Genomic DNA, 24,112 nt, shown 5'->3' on the forward strand with positions numbered 1-24,112 from the left:
GTTCCAATGCTATGCAACCCAGCTGTCGACGGTGCTTCGGCGTTCGGCCGGCGTCTTGGCGAAGAACTCCTCGAGCGCACTGCGGCGGCCGGTGTCGGCATCGAGTGACCAGGCGAGTGCAGGTGCCTTGGCGTAGAGCTGCTCGTAGTACTTCTCGAAGGTGCAGGTGCTGTCCACCAGGGAAAGAGCGCCGGGGAAGGGGCGTGTGTTCGTCATGGTGTTCTCCTTTTCTCTTCTGTGTTTCCCAAGGTAGAGCCCCATGTTGCGGCCATGGTGAGCCATCGTTGGCGGTTCTCTGAGAGTTCGGCCGAGAGCGGGCTGTGATTGCCGACCGCGTCGGTGGGTAAGACTGGAACCATGTCGCTCGTATGGTTTCGCCGTGATCTCCGTCTGGGGGATCTGCCCACACTCACCGCCGCTGCCGAGTCCGGAGATCCGGTGCTCGGGCTGTTCGTACTGGACGACCGTCTACTGAAGCCCTCGGGCGGGCCGCGCAAGGATTTCCTGTTCCGTTCGCTCGAAGCATTGAACGAGCAGCTCGACGGCCGGTTGATGGTGGTGCACGGCGACCCCGAGACCGTGGTCCCCAAGGTCGCGCAGGCGATCGGCACCGAGGACGTACACATCAGCGCCGATTACGGCCCGTACGGACGCGACCGAGACAAGCGCGTCGGCGAGAAGGTGACTCTGGTCGAGACCGGATCCCCGTACGCGATCGCACCCGGGCGGATCGCCAAGAGTGACGGCGAACCGTACAAGGTGTTCACGCCGTACTCCCGGCAATGGCTGGAGCACGGGTGGCGCGGACCGGCCGACACGTCCGCGAAGACCGTGGAATGGATCGACCCGGACAAGGTGAAAGGCGTTCGGCGGGCGAAGATTCCCACCGAGAAAGAGGCGTCCGACGCGGCAGCGGGTGAGAAGGCTGCGTCGAAGCAGTGGAAGGAATTCCTCGAGGAGGTCTCGGCGTACGACGACGAGCGCAATCGTCCCGACCTCGATTCGACGAGCCGGATGTCGGTGCATCTGAAGTACGGAACCATTCATCCTCGAACGATGTTGGCCGACCTCGGCAAGCTGCGCAGCGAAGGGGCAGCGTCGTATCGCAGGCAGATTTGTTGGCGAGACTTCTACGCCGACATCCTGTTCCAGCGCCCCGACAGCGCCCGAGAGAACTACGTCAAGAAGTTCGACAAGATCGAGATCGACTCGGGCAAGCACGCCGACGAGTTGTTCGAGGCCTGGTGCAAAGGCGAGACCGGCTTCCCGATCGTCGATGCCGGTATGCGGCAGTTGAACTCGGAGAAGTGGATGCACAACCGGGTCCGCATGATCGTCGCATCGTTCCTCGTCAAGGATCTGCACCTGCCGTGGTGGCGAGGTGCGCGCTACTTCATGCAGCATCTCGTGGACGGCGATCTGGCCAACAACCAGCACGGCTGGCAGTGGACCGCCGGAACGGGCACCGACGCCTCGCCGTACTTCCGCGTGTTCAACCCCATCACCCAGGGCGAGAAATTCGACCCCACCGGCGATTACGTGCGGCGCTGGGTGCCGGAGCTGCGCGGCGAAGAAGGAAAAGCCGTGCACACGTTGAAGTTCGGCCGGCCCAAGGAATATCCAGAGCCGATCGTCGACCACAAACACGAACGGGAAGTGGCGATCGCGCGCTTCAAGGCGCTGTAAGAGTTCAGCGCTCTAGCGGAGCCTGCGGAGTGACCCCTATCTTCTGCGGGACAACCCGACTCCCACGAGACAGATCATGCCGCCGACCACGGCGAGGTAATGTGGAACCTCGCCCAGTAGCAGCCAGGCCAGTGTGATGGTGATCGGCGGAACGGCATATGTGGTGATGCCGAGCTTCCCCGCGTTCATTCGCGTCAACGCGTAGGCCCAGGTGCTGAACGCCAGGGCCGTCGGTACCAGGCCGAGGTAGATCAATCCGCTGGTGGCTCCCGCCGATGCAGTGGACAAGTCGCCGAGCAGAGCAGGCGCAAAGGGCAGTGTGCACACTGCGCCGATGGTGCAGGCCATCCACGTCACCTGAAGTCCGGGGATGGTGCGCAGCACCGGCTTCTGGCTGAGCACTCCGACGGCGTAGGTCACCGCGGACACCAGACACAGTGCGATGCCCAGGAAGTCAGCGTCTGTCTTGGTCGTGGACGTGGTGGTGACGGCTGTGACGACACCGACCATCACTGCTCCGGCGAACGCGATGCCCGCTCCGATCACCAACCACTTCGGAAAGCCCTCGCCCAGAAGCAGACCCGCGAACAGGGCGACCAGAATCGGCCCGATCTGAATGATCATCGACGTCGTGCCGGCGTCGACGCGTTGCTCGGCGGCATTGAGGGCGACGTTGTAGATACCGAACCAGAAGACGCCGATGCTGATGATCTGCAGCCACTGTGTGCGGTTCGGCTTGACCCACTGCCTTCTGACCATAACGATCGCACCGAGCGCGACGGATCCGATGAGCAACCGGCCCAATGCGAGCGGACCGGCTCCGAAGGATTCGCCGACGCCGCGAATCGCCACGAAGGCCGAGGCCCACGAGATCACCGTGACGGTGACGGCTCCGAGAGCAAGCCAATCCACCGCGGGACGGGTGTCGAGATCTGTCATGTCGACGACGCTATCGCGCGGGAGCCTTCTGTGGCGCGCGGGTTTCGGCCATGGTTGCTCGTATTACCGCCGCCTATCTGCCGAGCAGCTTCTCCAGTGCGTCGAGGACTGCCGGATCCTCGATGGTCGACGGCACGCCGTATTCCTCACCGGCGACGATCTGCCGCATCGTTTTCCGCAGGATCTTGCCCGAGCGGGTCTTGGGCAGGGCTCCGACGATCGTCACGTCGCGGAACGTGGCGAGGGCACCGATCTGATCGCGGACCATGGCCACCAGTTCGGTGCGCAGTTGTTCCTCGGTGATCTGCTCGCCGGCCTTGAGTACCACGTACCCGCTGGGGCGTTGGCCTTTGAGGTCGTCGTGGATGCCGATCACCGCGCATTCGGCCACGGCGGGGTGACCGGCGAGCACGGCTTCCATCGACCCGGTCGACAGACGGTGGCCGGCGACGTTGATGACGTCGTCGCTACGGCCGAGGACGTAGACGTAACCGTCGGCGTCGATGTAGCCCGAATCGCCGGTGAGGTAGTACCCGGGGAACGTATCCAGATACGAACGCTGGAAACGTGATTCGTCGTTCCACAGCCCCACCAACGCGCCCGGTGGCAGCGGCAGCTTCACGACGATGTTGCCCTCGGTGCCTGCGTCCACCGGATTGCCCGAGGCGTCGAGGATACCGACCTGGAACCCCGGCACCGGCACCGTCGGCGAGCCCGATTTGATCGGAAGTGGTTCCAGACCGCGAAGATTGGCGCAGATGGCCCACCCGGTTTCGGTCTGCCACCAGTGGTCGACCACGGGCCGGTCCAGGGTTCGCGAAATCCATTCGTACGTATCGGGATCGAGACGCTCACCTGCGACGAACAGGGTCTCGAGCGACGAGACGTCGTACTTCTCGAGCTCGGCCGCATGGGGATCGACCTTGCGGATGGCGCGCAGTGCAGTCGGCGCAGTGAACAGGGCACGGACACCGTGATCCTGGATCACCCGCCAGAACGCGCCGGCATCGGGAGTCCCGACGGGTTTGCCCTCGTACAGAACCGTTGTGGCACCGGCGAACAGCGGCGCATAGACGATGTACGAGTGCCCGACCACCCAGCCGACGTCGGACGCGGTCCACATCACCTGACCGGCTCCCACGTCGTAGATGTTGCGCATCGACCACGTCAGCGCGACGGCATGACCGCCGTTGTCGCGCACCACACCCTTGGGCTTACCGGTCGTGCCCGAGGTGTAGAGGATGTAGAGCGGATCGGTTGCCAACACCGAAACCGGTTGTGCGGCGGTGGCGTCGGCGATGAGGGAGTCCCAGTCCAGCCAGTCGTGACTGCCGGGGATTCCCTCGCGGGTCTTGACGATCACCGCGGGGACTTTCGCGGTCGTCAGCGTCAGGGCGCGTTGCACCAGCGGCAGATATTCGATGACGCGACCCGGCTCGAACCCACCGCTGGCGGTGATCAGCAGGACCGGCTCGGCGTCGTCGATTCGCGCTGCCAGCTCCTTGGCTGCGAAGCCGCCGAACACCACCGAATGCACCGCGCCGAGTCGAGCGCACGCGAGCATCGCGACGACGGCCTCGGGGATCATCGGGAGGTAGATCACCACGCGGTCGCCCGGTCCGACGCCCTGCTCACGCAGCACACCGGCGAATCGAGCGACGTGGTCGAGAAGTTCGGCGTAGGTGTAGCTGCGGGTGAGTCCGAGCATCGCCGAGTCGTAGATCAACGCGGTCCGGTCGCCGTGTCCGGCGTCGACGTGCCGATCGAGCGCGTTGTAGCACGTGTTCAGGCGGGCCCCGGGAAACCAGTGAGTGCCGTCGAACGCGCTGGTGGGAGGGGTGTCCCAGTCGACTCCCGCTGCGGCGTCGAGCCAGAATTGCTCGCGGTTGTCGATACTGTCGTCGAAGGCCTGCCGATACTCGCCACTCATGTTGTGGAGCGTAGTTCGGGGCTGCGTGGTGCGGGCCGGGTTGCGCACTACCGGCGACGACCGGCGGAATCCCGTCGACCGGCGGTCGTTGCGTGCAACCGTGCCCGGTGCACGTCAAGATTGCGTCGACGCCTCTGCCTGAGGATTTCGCGGCCGCCGTAGAACGCGGCGCTGGCCGCGAACATCCCCGCTACCAACAGCAGCCATCGCATTGCGTAGGGCTCCTGTGTCTGACCCGTGGCGGCCTCGTACGTTTCGCTCCCGTGGGCGAAGATCCCCGGTGCGAACAGCAGCAGGCTCAAACCCGCCCCGAGCGCGGGGATGCGGACCGCGTTGACGAACCTGCCCAGACGAGCGACCAGCGTCCGGTCCAGCACGGCGTACAGCGGAAACAGGATCGCATCGTGCACCACCGCTGCCCCGACGAACCAGAGTCCGATGGACTGCCACCACGTATCGGTGTTCCACAGTGCAGGGAAGCCGATCGTCAGGACGACCGCGCCGGCCAGGGCGAGGCAGCCGGCCGTGACCGCGAGATGCATCGGTCCTGCGCCGTACCTGGCTCGAAACGTCGTCATGCTCGCTCCTCGAAGAATTCGACGGACTCGATCCACTTGGTGGCGTGCACTCCGGGTATCGCCGGCATCATGATGCGAGCGGGATAGCCGTGATCGAGGGACAGGTCGGCCCCGTTCACTTTCAGTGCGAGAAGTGAATCCGGATGCATCATCTGGTGTCCTCCGAAGGTGACGCGGTTGAACGACCCGACGGGTTCGAGCGACCGCACCTCACCGGTATCGACGGCATCGACACCCACGAGTGCCGCCAGATCTCGCAGCGGAACTCCGGTCCACGTCTGCACCGTCGACCAGCCCTCGACGCAGGAAATCGGGAGTTCGACGGTGTGCAGATCCATCTGCTCGAGTTGAGCTCGGGTGAGTACTACCTCGGTACCGCCGGCCAGTACGGTCAGCCGCCACGCATCGCCTGTCTGCGCATCGGTGACGCCTGCGGACTGCGCGGTGCGGTTGATCTGGAAGTCGTTGGGGCCGTCACCGTACGAGCGTCCGCGAGGCAGCAGGATCGCCGCCGAGCGCAGTGGTCCGCCCGTCGTCTGCCCAACGCTGAGGACCGCGACGAACAGTGCGCTACCGCCCACGAGTGTGAGAGCTCCGCGTCTGCTGATCGTCGCCGGAGCGGGATCGGTTGCAGCAAGCCCTGATTCGTCGTCGGCATCGGGCACCGTGTCAGCGACTCGAATGCGCATCAATTCCAGGAACGGCCGCGTTCTCAACGCGGTCACCATGGTCGGCAGCTTGAGCGCCACGTGGGCGACGAAGCCGGCGACGAACACCCAGGCGCCCCAGTAGTGCGCGGTGTAGAAGCTGAAGCCGAAGATGTAGTCGTACTGAATGTTCAGCACACCGGTGATGATCTCGAAGAGAATGCCACCGACCAACGCCAACAACGAGATTCGCTCGAGAAGGTGCGCGACACTGCGAACCGGGGGCATCTCGATCAGTTTCGGGATCACCGACCACAGCTTGGCCAGCACGATCGGCACCATGACCAGTCCCAGTCCCACATGCAGGCCCTGGGTCATCCGATAGAGCCAGGCGGGCTCGGTCGGCCAGTCGAACGACGGAATTCGTAGCCACCCGACGTCGCCCGGCATGGCCTGGCCGAACTGCGGGCCGTATGCGGCCCAGGAGATGAAGCCGGTGATCGTCACGATCGGCAGGGCGACGAGCAGGACGGACGCCAGGACCGACGTGAACCAGACGCCGCGGATCGGGCTACGGAACGTGAGAAGTCGCTGCATTCTGGTTCCCGTCTCCAATTTTGTACCCATTAGTACAAACTGTGAGGTCGAGGTTAGCGCACTTCGAGCCCGTTCGCCAGGGTCGGTGTCAGTGTCGAGTCCGACGGCGACGGACCGCGGCTACGGCCGCGTCCAGAGTGTCGCGCAGTGGGTGGACATCGCCCGCGATGCGGGCGATCAACATTCCGCCTTGAAGCGACGCGATCAGCGTGGCGGCAGTTGCGGCCGGATCGGTCGACACATCGAGTTCCCCGCGGTCGATCATGCGGCGAAGCCCTTGTTCGAGCGGCCGTTCCCAGCGTCGGAACGCGGCATGAAGGCTGGGGACGAATGCCGCGTCGTTCTTGAGTTCTGCAGCGAGCGAACCGAGGGGGCACGAGAACGGGCCCCCTGGTTGTTCGTGATTGCGGACGATCTCCGCGGCCCATGCGTCGATGTCCTCGAGGCTGTCGATGTGGGCCAGGCGCGGCTGGGCGGCGAGGACGCGTTCGAGCTGACGTGCAATGACGGCTTCGACCAGGTCCGACTTGTCGGAAAAATAGTGGTAGAGCTGCGATTTTCCGGTTTCGGACGCGGCGAGTACGTCGTCGAGAGTCGTTCCGGCGACGCCGTGGGTGTACATCATCGACGCGGCCGCATCGACGATCGCCGCTCTGGTTCGTCTGCCCTTGGCTGTTCTCGGCAGTTCCTTGCTCACGGGTCTCCGACTCCTCGGTCGATGCTGTGAACGGCGAGTTCGGTGAACACTCGTCCGTTCGATTCGACAGTCCGGCGGACCTGCAGGCCCGCCGTGACCGCCAGCGCGTACAGCGCGCTCGCGCCCACGCTGGCCCAAGTGAACCATTCGCCCACGCAGTCGTCGGTTTCCCATCGGACCGTTCGATTGCGATCGTCGACACCCGAAGCGGAATCCACTTCGACGACGGCCGTGCCGGTCTCGTGCAGCAGCGAGCGAACCGTCCGCAGAAGTGCAGCCGGGTCACCGCCGATGCCGATGTTGCCGTCCGCGAGCAGCACGTGTGACCACTGGCCCGCCCCCGGTATCGCGCAGAAGATGTCCTGCTGCAACGCGAGACCGCCGCGATGGTTCGTCATCTCCACAGCGACCGAGGACGTATCGACTCCCAGAGCGGGAACGCCGGCTCGGGTGAGAGCTTCGGTCAAACGCCCTGGTCCACAGCCCAGATCGAGGGTGGGGCCGGTGCAGAAAGCGATCGAGGCTTCGTCCGCCCTGATGTCTTCGATCGTCGAATGGGTTCCGCCCATCCAGCGCGCGATCGGAAGTTCGGTGCGGCGGCCGTCGTGATCGGTGATCCACGAGGGCAGGCCGGCTCGGCCGCGGCGGTAGACGTCGTCTGCAATCACCCGACTGAATGTACCAGTGGGTACAGTAGAGGGCATCGCGAGCCGAAGTCGTCAAATTTCCTGCCGGTGCCGTCAAGATTGCGTCAACACCTCTGTTCGACGTCACCGCGCGGAGCAAGACTGCTTCTCATGACACTTCTCGACATGCTTCCGTCCCTCGGTGCCGCCTACGTTGCGCGGTGCGATCCAGCGCTCTGGCCTGCCGACACGCACTGTGTGTGCGGCCGCATCACCGTCGACGGCGTTGCGTTGGAGGACCTGGCCGATGCGCAGGGCACTCCGGTGCAGTGGGGCTCGATTCTGGTGACTCGGGTGCGTTCGGTGATCGCCGGGGAGGTGGGCGTCGACGCCGAGTTCGGGGATCTGCGCCAGGCCGTGGTGGTCAATCGGCATTCGGTGGGCGCGGTGGTCAAGGTCGACGTGCACGGCCCGGGTCGACGCTGCGTCAGTCCGGTGGAGTTGCCCGCCGACCTGCGTGCCGGCGACGTACTGGCGCTCGTGACCTCGCAGGTGCACGGCGGAGCCTGCGGTCGTTCCGCAGGCTCCACTCCGGTCTCGTAGCAGGGGTCGAGGCGGGAGTGGAGCCTGCGGAACGACCCGAAGGCACCTCGCGCACATGCGGCAGAGCCGCTCTATCCGAGATTGCGGTAGCGGCCGAGTCTGTTTCGAGTCCGGAAGGCGGGATCGAGGGTCGACAATTGGCGGAGTTCCCGGACGATGGCGTCGGCGATGCGGCCGGAGAACGCGGCGGGCTCGTCGGCCGCATCGGGGAGTTCGGGAACGATGGCGTCGACGATGCCGTCGCGCAGCAGGTCGACCGATCTGATGCCTTGGGCCTCGGCCATGTCGGGGGCGTGAGCGGTGTCGCGGTGCACGATGGCACTGGCACCCTCGGGCGGAAGCGGTGCGAGCCAGGCGTTCTGGGCGCACAGCACCCGGTCGGCGGGGAGAAGCGCGAGCGCTCCACCGCCGGTCCCTTGGCCCAGCAGAATCGAGACGGTCGGGGTATCGACGGTGACGAGATCGGAGATCGAGCGCGCGATCTCGGGCGCCAGGCCTCCCTCCTCGGCCTCCTTGGACAGTGCCGCCCCGAAGGTGTCGATCACCAGGACCAGCGGTAGGCGCAGTTCCTCGGCCAGGCGCATGCCGCGTCGCGCTTCTCGCAGTGCCGCCGGGCCCATGGTGGCGGTGGCGGTGCTGCTGCTTCGGTCGTTGCCGAACAGGACGCAGGAGATCCCTTGGATTCGGCACAGCGACAACAGAATCGACGTGTCGGCCTCGCCCTGACCGGTGCCGCTGAGCGGAACATGTTCGCTGGCAGCGTGTTCGATGAGCTGCCGAATGCCGGGGCGATCCGCGCGACGCGACGACTGCACCGAATGCCAGGCAGACTGCTCCGGTATCTCGGCCGGCTCATCGCCGGTGAGATCGGGCCACACGGTGGCGTCGAGGATCACTCGAAGTGTGCGAATCAGTAGGTGACGCAGGTGATCCAACGGCACTACGCCATCGATGACGCCGTGCTGGTAGAGATTCTCGGCAGTCTGCACCCCGTCCGGAAAGGGCTTGTCGTACAACGCCTGATAGACCCGCGGACCGAGAAATCCGATGAGCGCACCGGGTTCGGCGACGGTGACGTGCGCCAACGATCCCCAGGACGCGAACACCCCGCCGGTCGTGGGGTTGCGCAGATACACCAGGTACGGCAGGTGCGCCGCCTTGTGTGCGGTGACGGCGGAGGCGATCTTGACCATCTGCACAAAAGCCAACGTTCCCTCCTGCATGCGCGTGCCGCCGGAGGTGGGGGAGGCGATGAGCGGCAGGCCCTCCGCGGTGGCGCGCTCGATGGCCGAGGTGATGCGCTCGGCCGCAGCAACGCCGATCGAACCGGCGAGAAACGCGAACTCGCACGCGATCATCACCACTCGCCGGCCGTCGATGGTGCCCTCGCCCGTCAGCACCGACTCGTCGACCCCGCTCTTCTCCCGCGCCTTCGCCAGGTCGCGCTGATAGGAGTCGTTGGGGTGCACATCGACCGGCTCGGAGTCCCAGGACACGAACGATCCGCCGTCGAGAACGGAATCGAGAATCTCGGCGGCGGATGTCCGTGGGCTCATGTCGGGGAGCCTACGCAGCGAACCCTAGCGAGCAAACGCTTCCTTCCACGAGACGGTCTTGCCGATCCGGAGAATGGATCGCTGGTAGATCTTCGCTGCACCCATCGCCAGGATCGCGGTGGTGACGATCATCAGGACTGCCGATCCGACGATCTGAACCGGCGAGGTCACCCCGGCTGCGATACGCAGTGGCATCATGATCGCGGAGAACGGGGGAATCCAGCTCAATGTGTTGGCCAGGGTGCTCTCCGGATCGCTGACGGAATAGAAGGCCGCGAAGAACATCGCCATGATCAGGATGAGTAGCGGCATGGTCGTCGAATTGACGTCCTCCTGCCGCGAGACCATCGACCCGCCGGCGGCGTAGAGCACCGCGAAGAAGGCGAATCCCAAGATGAACCACGCCAGCGTTGCCGCGAAGACGCTCACCGCGGCACCGGTGACCGTCAGGACGCCTGTGCCCAATCCTGCTCCTACACCGGCTGTTCCGTACAGGGCGAGCTGCAGAATGCCGACCGCACCGATACCGAGAATCTTTCCCCACAGCAACTGCAGGGGGCGGACGGTGGAGAGCAACAGTTCGACCACGCGTGAGGACTTTTCCTCGACGACGCCCATCGCGACGTACATGCCGAAACCGATGATCTGCGCATACAGCAGGAACACTGCGGACAGGGCAAGAGCAGTCCGCTGACCGGCCTCGGGATCCGGCGGATCGATCGCGTCGACGGTGACCGTCGCGGCACTTGTCGCTGCCCCGAGTTCGTTCTGATCGACACCCTGTTGCGCCAGTGCAGTATTGGTGGCCTGCGTTGCGACACTGCCTTCGACGACGGCGCGCAACGTACCGGTCAGATCGGACTCGGTGACGGCCGTGTACGCACCCGCGGTTCCGTCCGGAATCAATGCCACGTCGAGATCCCCGGATTCGACGCCGCTGCGAGCGGCCGCCGCGTCGGCGATCTCGCGCACCTCGACCGGAGATCCGACGGCGTCGCCGGTTGCTTCCACCACGGCCGCGATGGACTGGTCTCCGGCGATGCCGACGACGTCACGCTCTTCGTCACCGCCACCGGAGAAGATCGAGAACGCGATGATGCCGCCGACGATGACGGCCAGGATGATCACGTTGCTGATGACGAAGCTCTTCTTCATCACCTGAACGGTGAACTCGCGCTTGGCTATCAAGGACACTGCGCTGAAGGAGTTCAGTTGGGAGCTCATGCCACTACCGCCTCTCGGAACAGGTCGCTCAGGGAAGGTTTCTGGATGGAGAATTCGTGTACCGGACCGGTTGCCAGTGCAGCCCGCAGGATCTCCTGATCGTCGGCCCCGGGTGCCAGGCCCAGGACGGTGACGCCGTCACTGTGGCCGAGGGTGCTCACCCCGGCGATGCCCGACGCCCATCCGGGTGCCGCGTGCGGTGCATGGACGCGCAGTTGCGCATCTCCCGATCCGCGTAGCTCGTCGACGGTACCGACGGCCTTCATCGAGCCGGCGGCGATGATGCCGACGCGATCGCACAGACGTTGCACCAGGTCGAGCTGGTGACTCGAGAACACCACCGGTACTCCGGCAGCGGCCTTTTCGCGCAGCACCTCGCTCATCACGTCGACGGCGATGGGGTCGAGACCGGAGAATGGCTCGTCCAACACGAGAACCGCGGGGTCGTGCACCAGCGCGGCCGCCAACTGCACCCGCTGCTGGTTGCCCAGGCTCAGCGCGTCGACTGTGTCGTTGACGCGCTGATCGATGCCGAGGCGTTCGGTCCAGCGGATCACCGCAGCCTTCGCGTCCTTGGACGACAGGCCGTGCAGTTCGGCCATGTACGCCAACTGCGGGCCGACCTTCATCTTGGGATACAGGCCGCGCTCCTCGGGCATGTAGCCGATGGTGCGACGAACATCGAGGTCGACGGGCTTGCCGGCCAACAGAACCTGGCCGGAATCCGCCGACAAGACTCCGAGCGCGATGCGCATCGTGGTGGTCTTGCCAGCACCGTTGCTGCCGACGAAGCCGAACAGCTCGCCGGGCCGGACGTCGAAGCTGAGGTTGTCCAGGGCGATCTTGTCGCCGTACTTCTTGGAAACGGAGTCGATCGTGAGGGTGCTCATGGTGCCCTTTCGGTCGTTACTTCGGGTCGAAATCTTCGGGGTCTTCGGGGTCGGGGGTGATCCACGCGAGAATGAGTGCGGGGGTGGAGATTCCGATCATCAATGCTGCGAGCGTCCAACCGCCGCCGGCGTACGCGAGACGGGGGAGGTCGGGAAGAGTGCTGGCCAGGATGATCAGCGCGAAGACTGCGACCAAGACCAACCCCTGCGTCACAGTGAGGCCGATGGAGCGAGCTTCGTTGCGCTGCTGTATTTCCCACTCGTCGAGTGCGCCGGTGGGCGCATCACTGTGGCGGCCGGACACCGTCTGCAGTGCCGTCCAGATCGGAAGGAAGATGATTGCGGCCGGAATCCACGCGATGGCGGCCCACGAGAAGAACAGCGTCGAGATGCTGATGACGAGGAACGTCAGGTCGGCAGCAATGACTGCGATGGCGAGAATGCGGCGTCGACGCTGCGTGCGCCACTTCGGCAACCAGTGTCTCGTGTTGGCGTCGTTCTCGAGGAATCGCCGCGTGCGATACGCCTGGTAGCGGGTGAGAATGTCGGTGCGTTCGCTCATTGTCAGCCGTCCTCGGGGTCGGGGTCGGGAGTGGTCCATGCGAGAAGCATTGCGGGAGTAGCACCTCCAGTGCTCAAAGCGGTCAGCATCAGTGCGCCGCCGGAGATCCCGAGATTCGTTGCCCCGAAAATCGATCCGAGGAACAGGTACGCCGCGGCAGCGGTGCCCAACACCTGAGTAACCGTCAGGCCGATGGATCGGGCCTGGTTGCGGAGCTGGACTTCGAGCTCGTCGAGCGCTTCCACCGGTGCTTCGGCGCGCCGATTGGACACGATGCCGAGGACGATGGTCGCGAACGCGAACACGATGTAGCAGATTCCCCAGAATCCGATCGCCCACTCGAACAGCGGGTCCGACAGTGCGAAGCCCGCGGAAGCTGCGAGCAGCACCAGGAGGATGGTGACGAAGGCTCGGCGGCGTTTCTGGACTCGCAATCCCGGCAGCCAGTTCGCATAGGTCTTTTCGTTCTCCAGAAACACTTTCGTCCGGGCTTCCTGATATCTACTGAAGATGCTGGGACTGTGCGTGTTCATCGATCCTTCTCCCTTCGGAAGAGTTCGGCGGAGAGTGGTCCGAGTTCGGTGCGTGAGAACACTGCTTCGATCGGCAGATCGAAGACGTCGCAGATGCGCATCGCAAGGTCGAGGCTCGGGTAGTGGTCGCCTCGTTCGAGGGCACCCACTGTCTGGGGGTTGACTTCGACGAGTTCGGCCAGTTGCGCGCGGCTCATCTTCCGTTCTGCCCGCAGAACACCCACCCTGTTGAAGATCGGGAGCGCGGTACCGCGCTTGACGGGGCTCATGACAATGAAGTGTTGTATAAACCCAACGATCTGTCAACGGTTAATAACAGATTGCTTCCGTTGACTACGTTGCCTGTTGGTCCCGGGCGTCGGCGACGATGGCGCGCATCGTCGTCAAAAACTCGTCGATCGTTGCCCGCTGATCGGGAGTGAAGCGTGCGAGCTCGTCGACCGCCCGACCGATGACGGGGCCGAAGAACGTCGTGCCGAGTTCGGCTGCGTGTGCGGTGACGTGCAGGAGTACGCGCCGCCGATCAGCTGGGTCGGGTTCACGCGATACCAACTCGCGCTTGGCCATTCGATCGATCAGGGCGGTAACGGACGCGGATTCCAAACCCAGTTGCGCGCCGAGCCAGCCGGGTGTGGCACGCGTTCCGGCTCGGTCTGCATCCAGCAGGCAGATCAGCGCGCGGATGTCGGTCGGGTGAAGTGAGTGCTTCTGGGCGAAGCCTGCGCCGAGGAGATCGAGCTCGACGGTGAGTGCTCGCAGCTGATGCACGGCGGCGACAGGTTCGGTCATGTGCTGATCCCTCGGGAGATGCTGGACGAGCGGTCTCTCTATTGTCTACTATCTCGATCATCGAGAGAGTAGAGGGTTGTAATGTCGCTGGACGAATTCTTCTCCGCCTACGACCGGGTGCTGCTGAAGTGGCCGGCAGATACCCACGCCATCGACGTGAAGACGGTGCACGGCACCACGCGAATCAACGCCTGCGGACCCGCCGACGGCCCGGCGCTGGTGCTGCTACCGGGGGCGGGAGCGACGTCCACCGTGTGGTTCGCCAACGTCGAGGCACTCTCGCAGCACTATCGGGTGTACGGGGTCGACATCATGGGCGACGTCGGGCGCAGTGTTCCAGGTGACCATCCCATCGACTCCGTGGACGAGCTGCTGAACTGGGTGACGGCGGTTCTCGATGCACTGGACCTTCGAACTGCGGCACTCTGCGGACATTCATACGGCGCGATGATCGCCCTGGCGTTCTCTCTGCGCAACGAAAGCCGCGTCGACGCGCTCACTCTGCTCGATCCCAATGCCTGCTTCGGCTCCATGAGTCCGCGGTACCTGCTCCATGCGCTACCGATACTGCTGCGGCCCAACGAAAATCGGCAGCGCCGCTTCGTAGCGTGGGAGACCGATGGCCTGGCTTTGGATCCCGACTGGCTCGACGTCCTCGCGCTCGGAGCCGCACATTTCCCGACGGCAAAGACCATTGTTCCGAAGCGGCCGAAGCCCGCTGCGTTCGAGGGCTTCGATGTGCGCACCACTGTGGTCCTGGCGGGGAAGGGGAGGGTGCACAACGCGGCTCGTGTCGAATCGGCTGTGCATGCTGTCGTGCCGACGGCGAGGACGGTGGTGCTCGAGAACGCCACCCACCACGGGCTGCCGATGCATCCTGCCGCCGAGGTCAACGAAATTCTGCTCAGTTGATGAAAATCGGGTGCAGCTGACCGCGCTCACCGCGGTCAGCTGCACCCGATTTCGACTCCCCGCGTCTACAGTTCCGACAGCTGCCCGTCGTTCATCGTCCAGTGTCTTGTGCTGCGGACCGTATCGAGCATTCTGCGGTCGTGGGTGACCAGCAGCAGTGTTCCCTCGAAGTTCTCCATCGCACGTTCGAGTTGTTCGATGGCAGGTAGATCGAGGTGGTTGGTCGGCTCGTCGAGTACCAGCAGGTTGACGCCGCGGGCCTGCAGCAGCGCGAGTGCAGCGCGGGTTCGCTCACCGGGCGAGAGAGACGACGCCGGCCGCAGTGCATCGTCGCCGCGGAGGCCGAACTTGGCCAGCAGTGTGCGCACCTCGGCGTCGGGCCACTCGGGAACCGCTGCGCTCAAGGCGTCGGACACTGTTCCCTCGCCGACGAAATATGCTCGTGCCTGATCGATTTCACCGATCGCCACACCCGAACCCAACGATGCCGAGCCCTCGTCCGGGTCCAACCGGCCCAACAGCACCGACAACAACGTCGTCTTGCCGGAGCCGTTGGGCCCCGTGATCAGAATCCGATCGCCCCACTCGATCTGCGTCGTCACCGGGCCGAAAGTGAACCCGGATCGCCGGACAATGGCACCGCCCAGAACTGCGACGACAGTGCCACTGCGTGGAGCCGCCGCAATCTCCATCCGCAGCTCCCACTCCTTGCGAGGCTCCTCGACCACCTCGAGTCGCTCGATGCGCCGCTGGGTCTGACGGGCTTTCGCGGCTTGCTTCTCGGTGGATTCGGCGCGGGTCTTGCGGGCGATCTTGTCGTTGTCGGTGGCCTTCCGGCGTGCGTTGCGTACCCCCGACTCCATCCAGTTCCGCTGCATCTGTGCCCGAGACTCCAACGCGGACTTGGTGTCTGCGAACTCGTCGTACTTTTCCCTGGCGTGCTGGCGCGCAATCTCCCGTTCCGCCAGATAGGACTGATAGCTGCCGTCGTACACATCGATGCGCCGCTGCGCCCGATCGAGTTCCACTATTCTCGTCACCGTCCGCGCCAGGAATTCACGATCGTGACTGACGACGACGATCGCCGCCCGCGTCGCGACGACGAACTGCTCCAGTTGCTCGAGTCCCGCCAGATCGAGGTCGTTGGTGGGCTCGTCGAGCAGCAGGATGTCGTAGCGAGCGAGCAGAATCGCGGCGAGCCCCGCGCGGGCAGCCTGCCCACCCGACAGCGCCGTCATCAGCGCAGACCCGTCGACATCCAGACCGAGATCCGCGAGAACCTTCGCCGTGCGCTCCGCCAGATCCGCGCCGCCGAGTGCCAGCCACTTCTCCAACGCGGGGGTGTAGAGGTCCTCGTCACTCGAGCCCAACGCCTCGGCGGCTGCGTTCATGGAGGCTTCGGCCGCCGTGACCCCGGTACGTCGACCGAGGAAGTCCAGCACCGTCTCCCCGGCGATCCGCTCGGGCTCCTGCGCCAGATATCCGACGGTCGCGTCGGGCGGGCTGGTGTAGATCTCGCCCTCGTGATCGGCCGTCCCCACCCCCGCGAGCAGGGTCAACAACGTCGACTTGCCTGCACCGTTCGCTCCGACGAGCCCGATCACATCACCCTCGGCAACCGTCAGATCGAGTCCGGAGAACAGGGTTCGATCGCCGTGAAAAGCGGCGAGATCATCGATACGAAGCGTTGCGGTCACACCGAAACACTAAGGGGCGGGAACAACACCACCCCACCCACCGTTGCCATTCGTATGACGTATTCAGCCGAGACCAGTACTGTCCCGACCATCGTGCTCAACGACGGCACGTCCATTCCCCAGCTGGGGTTCGGTGTGTGGCAGGTGCCCGACGACGGTGCGCAGGCCGCAGTGACCGAGGCGCTGAAGGTCGGCTACCGCAGCATCGACACCGCCAAGGTGTACGAGAACGAGACCGGCACCGGCCGCGCAATCGCAGAGTCCGGCATCGCCCGTGACGAGCTGTTCATCACCACCAAGCTGTGGAACGACGATCAGGGCTACGACTCCACTCTGAAGGCATTCGACGCGAGCATGGATCGCCTCGGACTCGAGTACCTCGACCTGTACCTCATTCACTGGCAGCAGCTCGACCGCGACAAGTACATCGACACGTTCAAGGCGTTCCAGAAGCTCAAGGCCGACGGCCGCATCGGTTCGATCGGCGTCTCCAACTTCACCATCCCCACCCTGGAGAAGCTGATGGATGCCGTCCACGAGGTGCCGTCGATCAACCAGGTCGAGCTGCACCCGCGGTTCGTCCAGGAGGAGTTGCGCGCGTTCCACACCTCGAAGGGCATCGCCACCGAGGCCTGGAGCCCGCTCGGCTCGGGCACCATTCTCGACGAGCCGGTGTTCGCGAAGATCGGTGACGCGCACGGCGTCACTCCGGCCCAGGTCATCCTGCGCTGGCACATTCAGCTCGGCAACGTGGTGATCCCCAAGTCGGTGACCCCGAAACGCATCGCCAGCAACTTCGACGTGTTCGGCTTCGAGCTCAGCAACGACGAGATTCAGCAGATCAACGCGCTGGACTCCGCAGACGGCCGCACCGGCCCGGACCCGGACAAGTTCAGCAGCTGACCTGTCACATTCCGGGCACGTCGGGGGCCTAGTCTGTACCCATGTCCGATTCGCTCGCAGGCAAGACCGTTGCCCTCACTGCCGAGCGACGTGCAGACGAACTGGCCACCATGCTCGAACGCCGCGGCGCGAACATCGTTCACGCCGCGGCGATTCACGTTCTGCCCCTGATCGACGACTCCGATCTGAGGTCCGCCACCGAGGGCATCGTCGAACGCCCACCGCAGATCGTCGTGATCAGTACCGGCATCGGTTTTCGGGGCTGGCTCGACGCGGCCGCCGACTGGGGTATGCGCGAAGAACTCGTGACAGCGCTGGGGCACACGCGAATCCTTGCCCGAGGTCCCAAGGCGCGCGGGGCAATTCGTGGCACGGGGCTCCGCGAGGAGTGGTCGCCGGCCACCGAGGCCTCGCAGGAAGTCTCCGATCATCTCGAGGCCGAGGGTGTTGCCGGGGTGGACATCGCAGTTCAGCTGCACGGGGTGATCACCGAGTGGGAGCCGACCATTCACCTCAGTGATGCGCTGACCGAACTCGGCGCGCATGTCCGACCGATCCCGGTGTACCGCTGGATTCGCCCCGCGGATCAGGCTCCACTGGTCGACCTGTTGGAACAGATCATCGAGAATCGGGTGGATGCGGTGACGTTCACCAGCGCCCCCGCGGTGGCGTCCCTGCTCTCGACCGCCAAGGACAACGGCATGCTCGACGCCTTCCTCGACGCGCTTCGAGGACCTGTCGCCGCGATCTGCGTGGGGCCGGTGACGTCGGCACCGTTGGACGCGTTGGGCGTTCCGACCTCCATGCCGAGCCGGGCGCGATTGGGTGCGCTGGCGAAATTCGTGACCGAGCGGCTCGGTTAATCCAGGGTATCGAGCAGTTCGGTCACTGCGGCTCGCCCGGCTCGGTTCGCCCCGATCGTGCTGGCGGACGGCCCGTAGCCGAGCAGGTGTACGCGATGGTTCGCGGCCACGCGGGTGGTGAGCCTGCCGTCCATGACGATTCCGCCGCCGTGCCCGCGCAGGCGCAGCGGCGCGAGGTGGTCGAGGGCGCTCCGAAATCCGGTGGCCCACAGAATCACATCGGCGTGCTGAGTCGACCCGTCCTCCCACACCACCGAATCTTCTTTGATGGACGAGAACATCGGCTTGCGTTCCAGAGCCCCGCGTTTCTGGGCGGCAGCCAACGACGGCGTCAGCAGCAGTCCGGTCACCGAGACGACCGAGCCGGGTGGCAGGCCCGCCCGCACACGTTCCTCGACCATGGCGACGGCCTTGCGGCCGGCATCGTGATCGAATTCGCTGTCCCGGAACACCGGTGGTCGACGCGTCACCCATGTCGTGGACGTGACCTGTGAGATCTCGTCGAGCAGTTGGACGGCCGAGATGCCGCCGCCCACCACGACGACGTGCTTGCCTGCGAACTCGTCGGCCGTCCGATAGTCCTTGGTGTGCAGTTGCCTGCCTGCAAAGGTCTCGGCTCCGTCGTAGTGCGGAACGAACGGCTTCTCCCACGTGCCGGTCGCATTGATCAGCCCCTCGGCCATGACGACGGTCTCGCCGGCTTCGACCCGGAATCGGGGTTCCCGATCGCACACGACGGTCACCGTGACGGGGCGTCGAACATGCAGTTCGAAGCGTTCCTCGTACTCGCGGTAGTACCGGGGGACGGCGTCGGCGGCGGCGATGGTCTCGGCCGGCTGGTCTCCGAGCGTGTCCGCGAAGGCCATACCGGGCAGGTCGTGGACGCCGTTGACGGTGCTCAGCGTCAGCGAGGGCCAGCGGAACTGCCATGCGCCGCCCGGCCCGGGGGAGCGATCCAACATCACGAAGCCCTCGCCTGCGGTGAGTCCGGTGCGGTGCAGGTGATAACCGGCAGAGAGTCCGGCTTGGCCGGCACCGATGACGGCGACCCGAGTGTCGATCATGGAGACCAGTAGATCAGGCCCCGCACTGTCATTTTCTGTACTGGTGGGTAACCTCTGCTCTCGTGATCGGACTCTCTCGTGACGGCGACGTCGTCACCCTCGAACTGCAGCGGCCGGATCGACGGAACGCGTTGAACTCCGAGTTGTGCCTGGCGGTGCATCGCGGAGTCGAACAAGCCGAGCGTGACGGCGCGCGGGTCGTGGTCGTCACCGGCCAGGGCACCAGCTTCTGTGCGGGTGCCGACCTGACGGGGGACGCGTTTCCCGAGCATTTCGGGCGGATCCTCGAAGAGATGCTGACGGCAATCCAGCGGACCTCGATTCCGGTCGTGGCCGCGGTGAACGGACCGGCCGTCGGTGCCGGCACGCAGTTGGCTGTCGCGTGCGATCTGCGAGTCGTTGCGCCGGGCAGCTTCTTCGAAATACCGTCGACCCGGCTCGGCATCGCGGTGAGCAACTGGACCATCCGGCGGTTGGCCTCGCTCGCGGGCGGCGGTGTTGCGCGCACCATCCTGCTCGGCGGTGAGCGGGTGTACACCGAGCAGGCGTTCACCTGCGGGCTGGCGAACAAGCTCGGCGACCTGGACGTCGCAACACAGTGGGCGCAGTCGATCACCGAACTCGCTCCCTTGGCGTTGCGTCACCTCAAGCTCGTCTTCAACGACGATGGAGCACAGGATGTTCCGACGCCGGAGCAGGTCGCTGCGTTCGAGGCCGCGTGGAGCAGCGAGGACATGAAAGAAGCGCGCCGCGCACGATCCGAGAAGCGCAAGCCGAAGTTCGTGGGACGGTGATCGCCGGCGCGCCCGATGCGGGCGATACGGCGTGGCTGCTGACCAGTACCGCGCTGGTGCTGCTGATGACTCCCGGCCTGGCCTTCTTCTACGGCGGCATGGTGCGCTCGAAGAGTGTGCTGAACATGATGATGATGAGTTTGTCGGCGATCGCAGTGGTGTGGCTGCTGTGGTTGGCGTTCGGATTCTCGATGGTGTTCGGCGACAACGTGATCGGCGGGTGGATCGGAAACCCGTTGCAGTACGCCGGTTTCGAGGGTCTGCTGGGTGGGGTGTACACCTCGGCCGCAGGGACGGTGTCGATTCCGTTGGTGGGAACCGTTCCAGCACTGGTGTTCGCGGCGTTCCAGGCGGGATTCGCGATGGTGACGGTGGCGCTGATCTCCGGTGCCGTCGCAGACCGAATGCGATTCGTACCCTGGGTACTGTTCGCGGCGCTGTGGTCCACACTCGTCTACTTTCCGGTGGCGCACTGGGTGTTCTCGCTCGACGGGCTCACCAGTGAATTCGGCGGCTGGATCACCAACAAGCTCGGTGCCATCGACTTCGCCGGCGGAACTGCGGTGGAGATCAACGCAGGCGTCGCCGGCCTCGTTCTCGCGCTCGTGGTCGGCAAGCGGCGTGGTTGGCCGCGAGATCCCATGCGCCCGCACAATCTTCCGGCCGTCATGCTCGGAGCCGGGTTGCTGTGGTTCGGTTGGTTCGGGTTCAACGCGGGATCGTCGTTGGCCGCGGACGGCGTCGCCGCGGTGGCTCTGGTGAACACGATGGGTGCCGGAGCGATGTCCATGGCGGCGTGGCTCGTCGTCGAGAAGCTGCGGGACGGCCATGCGACGTCGTTCGGTGCGGCCTCCGGCGTCGTGGCCGGGTTGGTGGCCATCACACCCTCGTGCACGGCGGTCACCCCCATCGGCGCCGCGGCGATCGGCATCGCGTCGGGTGCGCTGTGTGCCCTGGCCATCGGCCTCAAATACCGCTTCGGCTACGACGATTCGCTCGATGTCGTCGGTGTGCATCTCGTCGGTGGCATCGTCGGCACGCTGATGATCGGACTCGTGGCCAGTGCGCAGATGCCGGCAGGGGTGGACGGTCTGTTGTACGGCGGCGGGCTGCATCAGCTGTGGGTACAGGCGGTCGCGGTGGCTGCGGTGTTCGCCTACTGCGCCGTCGTCACCACCGGCATCGCGTTCGCGATCAAGGCTGTCATGGGAGTGCGCGCCGACGCGCAACACGAAGCCGACGGTCTCGACGAGCACGAGCACGCCGAGTCCGCCTACGACTTCGGGGTGAGCCACGGAGGCAGCAACAAGCCGGGTCTTTTCGGTAAGTAGAGACAACCCGCGCGTGTCGTTTACGAACGGTTTGGACTTCGAAAGCCTTTCTGTCCCTTATGAGTCGATGCGCGCAATCGTTGTTCGGTTCGACCCCGATCGTTCATCTTCGGTTCTCCTGACCCGCGTGTTCCACCCATAGTTTTTCGCTGCTCGCATCGAGTGATGGACACGACGAAAGACTGAGGAACATGAAGCTGACTCGATTCGCGGCAACGTCCGCATTGGTCATTGCAGCGATGACGACCGCCATGGGCACCGCCTACGCGGATCCGGCACCGGCTCCCGCCGCTGCCGTCGGGTGGAACGTCACCCAGGCCGGCAACCAGGTCCTCGTCGACACGACGGCCGGCACCCTAAGCAACGAGGACAACCACCTCGTCGTCCGCGACGCCAACGGTGTGCTGGTCGACTCGGTGCCGTTGGCCATTGCCGCAGACGGCTTCTCGCACCCCGTCGCAGCCGTCATCGACGGAAACCACGCCACCCTGACCGCCGACGCCTCACCTGCCGCGGCAACCCCGGTCTCCGCCTCTCTCCCGGGTCTGCAGCAGGTCGACCTGCCCGCCGCGGTCTCCGGCGTCAAGGACAACATCAGCCTGTCCGCTTCGGTCGGTGGATTCCTCGGAGCCGCAACCGGTCTGGTCACCGGTTGCTTCCTCGGAGCCATCGCCGCCGGCACCGTCTCCGCGCCTGCCCTGCTGCTCTTCGGTGCAGCACCGGTAGCCGGATGCGTCGGCGGCGCACTGCTTCTCGGCTCGGGTGCTTCGCTCGCCGGAACCGCCATCGGTGGTCTCGGTGCCATCGCAGGCAACGCAGGGCAGTTCATCCAGCTCCTCAACGCTCCTCCCGCCGTCAAGAAGTAACTCTCGTACAGCAGTGCTGTGGCCCGCATCGGATCCTCCGTTGCGGGCCACAGTCGTCGGCAGGTTCTTGTCGCTAGCGAGCCAGCGCGAGATCTCGCACGTGTGCACGGCGAGCCGCCGTCACGAGTTCGACGACGGCATCGGCCACTTCGCGGGCCCGTTCCAGGATCACCATGTGCCCGGCCTCTGCGACGCACACCAGGCGAGCGTCGGGCAGATGTTCGGCAATGGTTTCCGAGTGACGCATCGGTGTCATCAGGTCGTCCGAGCCGCACAACACCAGGGTGGGGATCGAGGCGAGAGCAGCCAGGCCGGCCACCTCGTCGAGACCTCGGAATGCCCCGAGGAAGCCGGCCAACGTCACGATGGACGTCTCGCCCAGCATTGCCGTCGCGAGCGTCACCACCCTCGGACCGACTCTTCGGGATCCGCATCCCGCGGTCCTGACGATCGGGGCCCACACGCCGCGACTGAGTCGCTTGGCACCCGACATCAGTCGAGGGGCGCGTCGAACAGCGGCCTGGAACACCGACACCGCGGGATGCGCGAGGGCACTGCCGAGTCCGTCGTCGGTGATTCCACCCGCCGACGTCGCGATCAAACCGACTCCGACCAGGCGCGTGCCGATGGCCTCCGGGTTCTGACGGGCGTAGGAGAGCGCCGTCATTCCCCCCATCGAATGGCCGACGACGACGAACGGTCCCGACGGGACCATCGCACGGATGACGTCGGCCAGGTCCTCACCGAGCTGATCGATGGTGCAGCTCTCCGGCGCGGCCGCACTCGACTCCCCGTGCCCGCGGTGGTCGTACATCACGATCCGCACGTCGTCTCCCCAGGCGTGTTCCACCTGTGCACGCAGGTCGGTCCACGACTGCATCCGCAGGCAGTGTCCGTGCACGAACACCGCGGTCAGTGGCGCATTCGGATGCCCGAACTCGCGAACCGCCAGAGCGGTGCCGTCGCCGGCAGCGACGGTGCTGCGGCGACCGACCTGATGGCTCTGCTCGCTGGTGATCATGGGCGCTCCGCGGGTGTGAGTGTCACGTGCTGCGACGACGGTGTTGTCCGGTACTTCGCTTCGTCGACACGCCGTGTTACCTGAATCACAATTTTTGTTCGGTGTGGTACCCACTCGGACCAAGCCGGGTGGGAATCGGCACCGAAGTACTGGTGAGCGTTCAGGAGAGGACGCGCGTTGCCAGTGAGGAGATCGGCCATGAGTTTCGGCATGGACAGGCTCGAGGACGTTGTGCCCCGCGCCGTTGCGGGAGATCGACTCGCTCTCGAACAGGTGCTGGTGTTGATCCAGCCACCGGTTCGTCGATACTGCGCAGCTCGCATCGGGAATCTCGACGTCGCCGCGGACGATGTGGTGCAGGAGGTCTGCCTCGCACTGGTCACCGCCATTCCCAAGTACCGCGACATGGGGAAGCCCTTCATGGCGTTCGTGTACGGGATCGCCGCGCACAAGCTGGCCGACGCAGGTCGTAAATCGGTTCTGCGACAGTCGTTCTCGATCGACGAGATGCCGGAGGAGCAGTCCACCGATGCCGGGCCGGAGCAGCTGGCGCTCGGCGACGAACTGCGTAGCCACACCCAGGCATTGATGGACACCCTGCCGACGAAGTACCGCAAGATCATCCTGATGCGAGTCGTGTGGGGAATGACGGCACCGCAGACCGGCGAAGCACTCGGAATGACGGCCGGAGCCGTGCGAGTGGCCCAGCATCGCGCGATGAACATGCTGCGCGCCGAGCTGTCGAACTTCTCGCTGCTGGCGGCGCGCGCAGTCGCCTGACAAACCTCGCCAAAGCGGGACTCC

General features: G+C 65.1%; 26 protein-coding genes. 9 read left to right on the forward strand and 17 right to left on the reverse strand.

Annotated elements, in window-relative coordinates:
* Nucleotides 1–9 precede the first annotated feature (9 nt).
* Nucleotides 10–216, reverse strand: coding sequence for a hypothetical protein (locus R4P47_RS00550; RefSeq protein WP_068047758.1), 207 nt, complete (start codon nucleotides 214–216; stop codon nucleotides 10–12).
* 141 nt (nucleotides 217–357) lie between these two features.
* Here R4P47_RS00550 and R4P47_RS00555 point away from each other — a divergent pair, with 141 nt between their 5' ends.
* Nucleotides 358–1,686: a cryptochrome/photolyase family protein gene (locus R4P47_RS00555; RefSeq protein WP_283347737.1), complete on the forward strand. Its 1,329-nt coding sequence runs from the start codon at nucleotides 358–360 to the stop codon at nucleotides 1,684–1,686.
* Between the two features lie 36 nt (nucleotides 1,687–1,722).
* Here R4P47_RS00555 and R4P47_RS00560 read toward each other — a convergent pair whose 3' ends face one another.
* From R4P47_RS00560 to R4P47_RS00585, 6 genes are all read right to left on the reverse strand, one after another.
* A complete protein-coding gene (locus tag R4P47_RS00560) occupies nucleotides 1,723–2,625 on the reverse strand; it encodes a DMT family transporter (protein WP_283347738.1) in 903 nt (300 codons plus the stop codon).
* Between the two features lie 73 nt (nucleotides 2,626–2,698).
* Nucleotides 2,699–4,555: a propionyl-CoA synthetase gene (locus R4P47_RS00565; protein ID WP_269594843.1), complete on the reverse strand. Its 1,857-nt coding sequence runs from the start codon at nucleotides 4,553–4,555 to the stop codon at nucleotides 2,699–2,701.
* 47 nt (nucleotides 4,556–4,602) lie between these two features.
* A complete protein-coding gene (locus tag R4P47_RS00570) occupies nucleotides 4,603–5,133 on the reverse strand; it encodes a hypothetical protein (RefSeq protein ID WP_317783869.1) in 531 nt (176 codons plus the stop codon).
* Nucleotides 5,130–6,377 (reverse strand): molybdopterin-dependent oxidoreductase, encoded by a 1,248-nt coding sequence (locus R4P47_RS00575; RefSeq protein ID WP_317783870.1) that lies wholly within the window; start codon nucleotides 6,375–6,377, stop codon nucleotides 5,130–5,132. Before R4P47_RS00575 ends, R4P47_RS00570 begins: the two co-directional genes overlap by 4 nt.
* Before the next feature lie 88 nt (nucleotides 6,378–6,465).
* Entirely contained in the window at nucleotides 6,466–7,074 is a 609-nt protein-coding gene (locus R4P47_RS00580) for a TetR/AcrR family transcriptional regulator (protein WP_411567277.1), read from the reverse strand.
* Nucleotides 7,071–7,742, reverse strand: coding sequence for a class I SAM-dependent methyltransferase (locus tag R4P47_RS00585; protein ID WP_317783871.1), 672 nt, complete (start codon nucleotides 7,740–7,742; stop codon nucleotides 7,071–7,073). The genes R4P47_RS00580 and R4P47_RS00585 overlap by 4 nt, the downstream gene beginning before the upstream one ends.
* A gap of 129 nt (nucleotides 7,743–7,871) precedes the next feature.
* Here R4P47_RS00585 and R4P47_RS00590 point away from each other — a divergent pair, with 129 nt between their 5' ends.
* Entirely contained in the window at nucleotides 7,872–8,303 is a 432-nt protein-coding gene (locus tag R4P47_RS00590; protein WP_188078536.1) for a hypothetical protein, read from the forward strand.
* A gap of 71 nt (nucleotides 8,304–8,374) precedes the next feature.
* On the opposite strand, the gene R4P47_RS00595 is transcribed toward R4P47_RS00590, so the two are convergent.
* The 7 genes from R4P47_RS00595 to R4P47_RS00625 all read right to left on the reverse strand — a co-directional run bounded on the left by R4P47_RS00595 (nucleotide 8,375) and on the right by R4P47_RS00625 (nucleotide 13,857).
* Entirely contained in the window at nucleotides 8,375–9,859 is a 1,485-nt protein-coding gene (locus R4P47_RS00595) for a carboxyl transferase domain-containing protein (RefSeq protein WP_317783872.1), read from the reverse strand.
* 24 nt (nucleotides 9,860–9,883) lie between these two features.
* Nucleotides 9,884–11,083 carry an ABC transporter permease gene (locus tag R4P47_RS00600; RefSeq protein ID WP_317783873.1) on the reverse strand — a complete coding sequence of 400 codons (1,200 nt, stop codon included), beginning with the start codon at nucleotides 11,081–11,083 and terminating at the stop codon, nucleotides 9,884–9,886.
* Nucleotides 11,080–11,973, reverse strand: a complete 894-nt coding sequence (locus R4P47_RS00605; protein ID WP_317783874.1) for an ATP-binding cassette domain-containing protein — start codon at nucleotides 11,971–11,973, stop codon at nucleotides 11,080–11,082. The genes R4P47_RS00600 and R4P47_RS00605 overlap by 4 nt, the downstream gene beginning before the upstream one ends.
* Nucleotides 11,974–11,989: 16 nt before the next feature.
* Entirely contained in the window at nucleotides 11,990–12,535 is a 546-nt protein-coding gene (locus tag R4P47_RS00610; RefSeq protein ID WP_149405068.1) for a hypothetical protein, read from the reverse strand.
* Nucleotides 12,536–12,537: 2 nt separating this feature from the next.
* On the reverse strand, nucleotides 12,538–13,068 hold the full coding sequence (locus tag R4P47_RS00615) for a hypothetical protein (protein ID WP_149405069.1): 531 nt from the start codon (nucleotides 13,066–13,068) through the stop codon (nucleotides 12,538–12,540).
* The gene (locus R4P47_RS00620) at nucleotides 13,065–13,337 is read right to left on the reverse strand and encodes a helix-turn-helix transcriptional regulator (RefSeq protein WP_032372936.1); all 273 of its coding nucleotides are present in this window, start codon (nucleotides 13,335–13,337) and stop codon (nucleotides 13,065–13,067) included. Before R4P47_RS00620 ends, R4P47_RS00615 begins: the two co-directional genes overlap by 4 nt.
* Nucleotides 13,338–13,401: 64 nt before the next feature.
* Nucleotides 13,402–13,857 (reverse strand): MarR family winged helix-turn-helix transcriptional regulator, encoded by a 456-nt coding sequence (locus R4P47_RS00625; RefSeq protein WP_149405070.1) that lies wholly within the window; start codon nucleotides 13,855–13,857, stop codon nucleotides 13,402–13,404.
* Between the two features lie 81 nt (nucleotides 13,858–13,938).
* Between R4P47_RS00625 and R4P47_RS00630 the strand changes: the two genes are divergently transcribed.
* Complete coding sequence (locus R4P47_RS00630) at nucleotides 13,939–14,769, forward strand: alpha/beta fold hydrolase (protein WP_317783875.1); 831 nt, start codon at nucleotides 13,939–13,941, stop codon at nucleotides 14,767–14,769.
* Between the two features lie 65 nt (nucleotides 14,770–14,834).
* Here the strand turns inward: R4P47_RS00630 and R4P47_RS00635 are convergent, their stop codons facing one another.
* On the reverse strand, nucleotides 14,835–16,466 hold the full coding sequence (locus R4P47_RS00635) for an ABC-F family ATP-binding cassette domain-containing protein (protein ID WP_317783876.1): 1,632 nt from the start codon (nucleotides 16,464–16,466) through the stop codon (nucleotides 14,835–14,837).
* Nucleotides 16,467–16,520: 54 nt separating this feature from the next.
* Between R4P47_RS00635 and R4P47_RS00640 the strand changes: the two genes are divergently transcribed.
* Nucleotides 16,521–17,369 carry an aldo/keto reductase gene (locus R4P47_RS00640; RefSeq protein WP_283347745.1) on the forward strand — a complete coding sequence of 283 codons (849 nt, stop codon included), beginning with the start codon at nucleotides 16,521–16,523 and terminating at the stop codon, nucleotides 17,367–17,369.
* Nucleotides 17,370–17,410: 41 nt separating this feature from the next.
* Nucleotides 17,411–18,232 carry a uroporphyrinogen-III synthase gene (locus tag R4P47_RS00645; protein WP_269594855.1) on the forward strand — a complete coding sequence of 274 codons (822 nt, stop codon included), beginning with the start codon at nucleotides 17,411–17,413 and terminating at the stop codon, nucleotides 18,230–18,232.
* On the opposite strand, the gene R4P47_RS00650 is transcribed toward R4P47_RS00645, so the two are convergent.
* The gene (locus R4P47_RS00650) at nucleotides 18,229–19,296 is read right to left on the reverse strand and encodes an NAD(P)-binding domain-containing protein (RefSeq protein ID WP_317783877.1); all 1,068 of its coding nucleotides are present in this window, start codon (nucleotides 19,294–19,296) and stop codon (nucleotides 18,229–18,231) included. The two genes, R4P47_RS00645 and R4P47_RS00650, sit on opposite strands and share 4 nt — an antisense overlap.
* Before the next feature lie 62 nt (nucleotides 19,297–19,358).
* Between R4P47_RS00650 and R4P47_RS00655 the strand changes: the two genes are divergently transcribed.
* From R4P47_RS00655 to R4P47_RS00665, 3 genes are all read left to right on the forward strand, one after another.
* On the forward strand, nucleotides 19,359–20,090 hold the full coding sequence (locus tag R4P47_RS00655; RefSeq protein WP_317783878.1) for an enoyl-CoA hydratase: 732 nt from the start codon (nucleotides 19,359–19,361) through the stop codon (nucleotides 20,088–20,090).
* Nucleotides 20,087–21,421 carry an ammonium transporter gene (locus tag R4P47_RS00660; RefSeq protein ID WP_269594857.1) on the forward strand — a complete coding sequence of 445 codons (1,335 nt, stop codon included), beginning with the start codon at nucleotides 20,087–20,089 and terminating at the stop codon, nucleotides 21,419–21,421. The genes R4P47_RS00655 and R4P47_RS00660 overlap by 4 nt, the downstream gene beginning before the upstream one ends.
* Nucleotides 21,422–21,612: 191 nt before the next feature.
* Nucleotides 21,613–22,287 (forward strand): hypothetical protein, encoded by a 675-nt coding sequence (locus tag R4P47_RS00665; protein WP_149405078.1) that lies wholly within the window; start codon nucleotides 21,613–21,615, stop codon nucleotides 22,285–22,287.
* 73 nt (nucleotides 22,288–22,360) lie between these two features.
* On the opposite strand, the gene R4P47_RS00670 is transcribed toward R4P47_RS00665, so the two are convergent.
* Nucleotides 22,361–23,308, reverse strand: a complete 948-nt coding sequence (locus R4P47_RS00670; protein WP_317547782.1) for an alpha/beta hydrolase — start codon at nucleotides 23,306–23,308, stop codon at nucleotides 22,361–22,363.
* A 198-nt stretch (nucleotides 23,309–23,506) separates the two neighbouring features.
* On the opposite strand from R4P47_RS00670, the gene shbA reads away from it, so the two are divergent.
* The gene (shbA, locus tag R4P47_RS00675) at nucleotides 23,507–24,088 is read left to right on the forward strand and encodes an RNA polymerase sigma factor ShbA (protein WP_068051103.1); all 582 of its coding nucleotides are present in this window, start codon (nucleotides 23,507–23,509) and stop codon (nucleotides 24,086–24,088) included.
* Nucleotides 24,089–24,112: the final 24 nt, after the last annotated feature.

Source organism: Rhodococcus sp. IEGM 1370 (assembly GCF_033142325.1).
Taxonomy (GTDB): Bacteria; Actinomycetota; Actinomycetes; order Mycobacteriales; family Mycobacteriaceae; genus Rhodococcoides.

Coding starts and splice junctions, on each gene's coding strand:
- R4P47_RS00560 (WP_283347738.1), bottom strand. CDS start 2,625: ATGACAGATCTCGACACCCGTCCCGCGGTGGATTGGCTTGCTCTCGGA.
- R4P47_RS00550 (WP_068047758.1), bottom strand. CDS start 216: ATGACGAACACACGCCCCTTCCCCGGCGCTCTTTCCCTGGTGGACAGC.
- shbA (WP_068051103.1), top strand. CDS start 23,507: ATGAGTTTCGGCATGGACAGGCTCGAGGACGTTGTGCCCCGCGCCGTT.
- R4P47_RS00645 (WP_269594855.1), top strand. CDS start 17,411: ATGTCCGATTCGCTCGCAGGCAAGACCGTTGCCCTCACTGCCGAGCGA.
- R4P47_RS00665 (WP_149405078.1), top strand. CDS start 21,613: ATGAAGCTGACTCGATTCGCGGCAACGTCCGCATTGGTCATTGCAGCG.
- R4P47_RS00600 (WP_317783873.1), bottom strand. CDS start 11,083: ATGAGCTCCCAACTGAACTCCTTCAGCGCAGTGTCCTTGATAGCCAAG.
- R4P47_RS00620 (WP_032372936.1), bottom strand. CDS start 13,337: ATGAGCCCCGTCAAGCGCGGTACCGCGCTCCCGATCTTCAACAGGGTG.
- R4P47_RS00625 (WP_149405070.1), bottom strand. CDS start 13,857: ATGACCGAACCTGTCGCCGCCGTGCATCAGCTGCGAGCACTCACCGTC.
- R4P47_RS00595 (WP_317783872.1), bottom strand. CDS start 9,859: ATGAGCCCACGGACATCCGCCGCCGAGATTCTCGATTCCGTTCTCGAC.
- R4P47_RS00590 (WP_188078536.1), top strand. CDS start 7,872: ATGACACTTCTCGACATGCTTCCGTCCCTCGGTGCCGCCTACGTTGCG.
- R4P47_RS00565 (WP_269594843.1), bottom strand. CDS start 4,555: ATGAGTGGCGAGTATCGGCAGGCCTTCGACGACAGTATCGACAACCGC.
- R4P47_RS00615 (WP_149405069.1), bottom strand. CDS start 13,068: ATGAACACGCACAGTCCCAGCATCTTCAGTAGATATCAGGAAGCCCGG.
- R4P47_RS00630 (WP_317783875.1), top strand. CDS start 13,939: ATGTCGCTGGACGAATTCTTCTCCGCCTACGACCGGGTGCTGCTGAAG.
- R4P47_RS00555 (WP_283347737.1), top strand. CDS start 358: ATGTCGCTCGTATGGTTTCGCCGTGATCTCCGTCTGGGGGATCTGCCC.
- R4P47_RS00640 (WP_283347745.1), top strand. CDS start 16,521: ATGACGTATTCAGCCGAGACCAGTACTGTCCCGACCATCGTGCTCAAC.
- R4P47_RS00570 (WP_317783869.1), bottom strand. CDS start 5,133: ATGACGACGTTTCGAGCCAGGTACGGCGCAGGACCGATGCATCTCGCG.
- R4P47_RS00610 (WP_149405068.1), bottom strand. CDS start 12,535: ATGAGCGAACGCACCGACATTCTCACCCGCTACCAGGCGTATCGCACG.
- R4P47_RS00575 (WP_317783870.1), bottom strand. CDS start 6,377: ATGCAGCGACTTCTCACGTTCCGTAGCCCGATCCGCGGCGTCTGGTTC.
- R4P47_RS00605 (WP_317783874.1), bottom strand. CDS start 11,973: ATGAGCACCCTCACGATCGACTCCGTTTCCAAGAAGTACGGCGACAAG.
- R4P47_RS00670 (WP_317547782.1), bottom strand. CDS start 23,308: ATGATCACCAGCGAGCAGAGCCATCAGGTCGGTCGCCGCAGCACCGTC.
- R4P47_RS00650 (WP_317783877.1), bottom strand. CDS start 19,296: ATGATCGACACTCGGGTCGCCGTCATCGGTGCCGGCCAAGCCGGACTC.